This window comes from Nocardioides sp. (assembly GCF_035703625.1).
Taxonomy (GTDB): Bacteria; Actinomycetota; Actinomycetes; order Propionibacteriales; family Nocardioidaceae; genus Nocardioides.
Window position 1 is genome coordinate 1 of sequence record NZ_DASSXS010000273.1, and the last position, 3,792, is coordinate 3,792.

Below are 3,792 nucleotides of genomic sequence, written 5' to 3' on the forward strand. Positions count from 1 at the left end.
CCGGGCATCGGCCTGGTGGCCGAGGCGGTGAAGCTGGAGGAACGCGCCCGGCAGGCAGACCTGGTGGTGACGGGGGAGGGCGCGTTCGACTTCTCGTCGCGCTCCGGCAAGGTCCCCTACGGCGTCGCGGAGGTCGCGGGCGAGGCGTTGCGGCCGTGCGTCGCGATCGCGGGTCAGGTGCTCGTCGGCTCGCGGGAGATGCGCGCCCTGGGCGTCGAGTCGGCCTACTCGCTGGTCGACCTGGCAGGGGAGGAGCGGGCCTTCACAGACCCCGCAGGCGCCCTCGCGGACGTCGCCGGCCGGGTGGCCCGCACCTGGTCCCGCTGATCGCCCGCTGAGTACGGCGGCGCATTCCCGGCCGGAGCGCGACGGAGGATGGTGGGGGCATGACACTTCTCGCGGCAGCCGGGTTCGAGACGCTCGGCACCTCCCACCTCCTGATGCTGGCCATCTTCTTTGCGGGCATCGGGCCGGTCGTCGCCCTCGGCCGCCGCGTCCGAGGCACCCCGGACGAGATGCGGGTCAGCCGGGTCTTCGCCGTGCTGATCCCGTGCTTCACCATCCCGCTCCAGGTGATCGACTTCCTCCCCGGCAACTACGACGTCCAGACCACCCTGCCGCTGCAGCTGTGCGACTTCGCCTGGATCGCCGCGGTGGCCGCCCTGTGGACGCACCGCCGTACCCCGGTCGCACTCACCTACTTCTGGGGGCTGGCCCTGACCACCCAGGCCCTGATCACGCCGGCGCTCAACCGCGACTTTCCCGATCCGAAGTTCATCGCCTACTGGGGCATGCACCTGCTGATCGTGTGGGCAGCGATCTTCCTCACCTGGGGCATCGGGCTGCACCCCACCTGGCGCGACTACTGGCGAACGGTCGCGATCACCGCCGCCTGGGCGGTGACCGTCTTCGGCTTCAATCTGGCGCTGGGCACCAACTACGGCTTCCTCAACCGGAAGCCCGGTACGTCGGTCCTGGACCTGCTGGGTCCGTGGCCGCTCTACGTCGTCGTCGAGATCGCGCTGGTCGCGGGTGTCTGGGCGCTGATGACCTGGCCGTGGGAGCGCACCCGGCGGGCCGGCCGCGTGCGCGTGAGTGTCGGGGAATAACCCCTCGTGTGAGACGATTGGACCCTCAGACACACCCTGACGATCCTTGGGAGCCAGCACCATGACCGAGCAGGTCGAGACCACCGAAGAGCGCCGCGCGGACCAGATCAACCTGAGCCCCGTGGCCGCAGCCAAGGTCAAGAGCCTTCTCGAGCAGGAGGGCCGCGACGACCTTTCGCTGCGCATCTCCGTGCAGCCGGGCGGATGCTCGGGGCTGCGCTACCAGCTGTTCTTCGACGAGCGCACCCTCGACGGTGACGTGACCACCGACTTCGACGGCGTGACGGTCGTGGTCGACCGGATGAGCGTCCCCTACCTCAACGGCGCGATGATCGACTTCGTCGACTCGATCGAGAAGCAGGGCTTCACGATCGACAACCCCAACGCCACGGGGTCGTGTGCGTGTGGGGACAGTTTTCACTGACTTCGTCAGTGAAAGCTGTCCGATGGTGGACGGAGCGTGTCGAAACCCGGTGAGGCGACAGCGGACCTGAAACGCGAAATGGCCCCCGCCTGACGGCGGGGGCTTCGTGGTTCCTGTGGGCAGTTTCCTCACCGGGTCTCGACACGCCGGTTCAGCGCCTTCGCAGGCTCAGTCGCTGACGGCTCGCTCGACCACCATTGATCGCGTCCGCTGACGCGATCGCGATCAGTCCAGGTGCAGGTGCAGCGCGTTCGCCAGCCGCGCGGTGGCGTCGTCGATCTTGATGCCCTTCTTGCGGACCTCGCGCGGGTAGTCCTCGAAGTGAAGCGAGGGGCTGGCCTGCTCGACGGCGGCGCGGGCGGCCCGCTCGAGGCGGGGGTTGTTGCGCTCGAGCGCCTCGCAGTCGGCGTGCATCTGCTGGGGGCTGGAGAAGTCGTCGTACGCGCGGCGGTGGTCCATGGGTACGAGGCTATTGGCTACTGGTGGGTACTCCAACGCGTCGCGCGGGTCGGCTCACGGGTAGTGTCTCGCGGCATGTCGCTGCTGATCACCGGGTCCATCGCCACGGACCACCTGATGTCCTTTCCGGGCCGATTCTCCGACTCCCTCGTCGTCGAGCAGCTGGACAAGCTCTCGGTGTCCTTCCTCGTCGAGGACCTCGACGTACGGCGTGGTGGCTGCGCCGCCAACATCTGCTTCGGGCTCGGCAACCTCGGCCTGACCCCGGTGCTGGTCGGGGCGGTGGGGGAGGACTTCGTGGAGTACCGCGCCTGGCTGGAGCGGCACCGGGTCGACTGCGGGTCGGTGCACGTCTCCGAGACCCGTCACACCGCCCGGTTCGTCTGCACCAACGACTCCTCCCACGCCCAGATCGCGTCCTTCTACCCCGGCGCGATGAGCGAGGCGCGGGAGATCGAGCTCAAGCCGATCGCGGACCGCGCCGGCGAGCCTGACTACGTCCTGGTCGGCCCCAACGACCCCGAGGCCATGCTGCGGCACACCGACGAGGCACGGCAGCGCGGCTACCGCTTCGTCGCGGACCCGTCCCAGCAGCTGGCCTTCAGCGACGGCGACATGATCCGCCCGCTGATCGACGGCGCCGACATCCTGTTCTCCAACGAGTACGAGGCAGCCCTGATCACCCAGAAGACCGGCTGGTCGACCGACGACGTGCTCGCGCGGGTCGGGACCTGGGTCGTGACCCTCGGCCCGGCCGGCGTCCGGATCGACCGGAAGGGCGAGTCGTCGGTCGTGGTCCCGGCCGTGCCCGAGGTCCGCAAGGTCGAGCCCACCGGCGTGGGCGACGCGTTCCGCGCCGGGTTCCTGGCGGCGCTGACCTGGGGGCTGGACCACGAGCGCGCAGCGCAGCTGGGGTGCCTGCTGGCGGTCTACGTCGTCGAGCAGGTCGGGACCCAGGAGTACACGCTGTCCCGGACGGCGTTCCTGCAGCGCTGCGAGGCGACGTACGGCGCCGACGCGGTGGCCGACTTCGAGCCGCACCTGCTCACGATGCGACCCTGATCTTCTAAAAGAGAGTCTGATTGACGTAATCGGCTCTCCCGGTCGAGAATCGGACCCATGAGGGTCGTGGTGGTCGGAGGGGGGCTCGCGGCCGCGTCTGCGGTCGACGAGCTGCGGAGCGACGGGCACGAGGGAGGCATCGAGGTCTTCTGCGCCGAGCCGCACCTGCCCTACGAGCGCCCACCGCTCTCCAAGGGCGTACTCCTCGGCTCGGCCGAGGAGGCGTCGGTGGAGCTCCACGACCGCGCCTGGTACGACGAGCGTGAGGTCGTGCTCCACCTCGGGACGCCGGTCACCGGTCTCGACCTCGACCGCAACGCCGTGATCGCGGAGGGTGTGTCCGCCGGCTTCGACCGGCTCCTGCTCGCCACCGGTGCCTCCCCACGACGGCTGGCCGTGGCTGACCAGAGCGGTGCAGCCATCGCCTACCTGCGGACCGTCGAGGACAGCCGGCGGCTGCGCGAGGCCTTCGCGACCGTCGGCCGGATCGTGATCATCGGCGGCGGCTGGATCGGCCTGGAGGTCGCCGCGGCCGCCCGGCTCGCCGGGGTCGAGGTGACCGTGGTCGAGATGCAGGACCTGCCGCTGCTGGGCGTGATGGGCCCCGAGGTGGCTCGGGTGTTCGCCGACCTCCACCGCGAGCACGGCGTCGACCTGCGGCTGGGGGTGGGTGTCGACGGCATCGACGCCGGGGCGGGCGGCGCCAGTGTCGTCCGGCTCGCCGACGCCTCGACCATC

At 70.0% G+C, this 3,792-nt stretch carries 6 protein-coding genes; 5 read left to right on the plus strand and 1 reads right to left on the minus strand.

Annotated features, from left to right (window positions below):
• From VFN12_RS14115 to erpA, 3 genes are all read left to right on the plus strand, one after another.
• Positions 1-327 (plus strand): glycerate kinase (locus VFN12_RS14115; RefSeq protein WP_325119361.1); only part of this gene is annotated, 327 nt, incomplete at its 5' end.
• 59 nt (positions 328-386) lie between these two features.
• A complete protein-coding gene (locus tag VFN12_RS14120; RefSeq protein ID WP_325119362.1) occupies positions 387-1,109 on the plus strand; it encodes a TIGR02206 family membrane protein in 723 nt (240 codons plus the stop codon).
• Between the two features lie 61 nt (positions 1,110-1,170).
• Positions 1,171-1,533 carry an iron-sulfur cluster insertion protein ErpA gene (gene erpA / locus VFN12_RS14125; protein WP_325119364.1) on the plus strand — a complete coding sequence of 121 codons (363 nt, stop codon included), beginning with the start codon at positions 1,171-1,173 and terminating at the stop codon, positions 1,531-1,533.
• Between the two features lie 225 nt (positions 1,534-1,758).
• Here the strand turns inward: erpA and VFN12_RS14130 are convergent, their stop codons facing one another.
• Positions 1,759-1,992, minus strand: coding sequence for a hypothetical protein (locus VFN12_RS14130; protein WP_325119365.1), 234 nt, complete (start codon positions 1,990-1,992; stop codon positions 1,759-1,761).
• Positions 1,993-2,067: 75 nt separating this feature from the next.
• On the opposite strand from VFN12_RS14130, the gene VFN12_RS14135 reads away from it, so the two are divergent.
• Both VFN12_RS14135 and VFN12_RS14140 read left to right on the plus strand, forming a co-directional pair.
• The gene (locus VFN12_RS14135) at positions 2,068-3,054 is read left to right on the plus strand and encodes a carbohydrate kinase family protein (protein WP_325119366.1); all 987 of its coding nucleotides are present in this window, start codon (positions 2,068-2,070) and stop codon (positions 3,052-3,054) included.
• 57 nt (positions 3,055-3,111) lie between these two features.
• The coding region (locus VFN12_RS14140; RefSeq protein ID WP_325119367.1) for an FAD/NAD(P)-binding oxidoreductase at positions 3,112-3,792 on the plus strand (681 nt) is incomplete at its 3' end.

Bases quoted from the DNA above. Each gene is read 5' to 3' on its own strand.
- VFN12_RS14120 (WP_325119362.1), top strand. From the start codon at position 387: ATGACACTTCTCGCGGCAGCCGGGTTCGAGACGCTCGGCACCTCCCAC.
- erpA (WP_325119364.1), top strand. From the start codon at position 1,171: ATGACCGAGCAGGTCGAGACCACCGAAGAGCGCCGCGCGGACCAGATC.
- VFN12_RS14130 (WP_325119365.1), bottom strand. From the start codon at position 1,992: ATGGACCACCGCCGCGCGTACGACGACTTCTCCAGCCCCCAGCAGATG.
- VFN12_RS14135 (WP_325119366.1), top strand. From the start codon at position 2,068: ATGTCGCTGCTGATCACCGGGTCCATCGCCACGGACCACCTGATGTCC.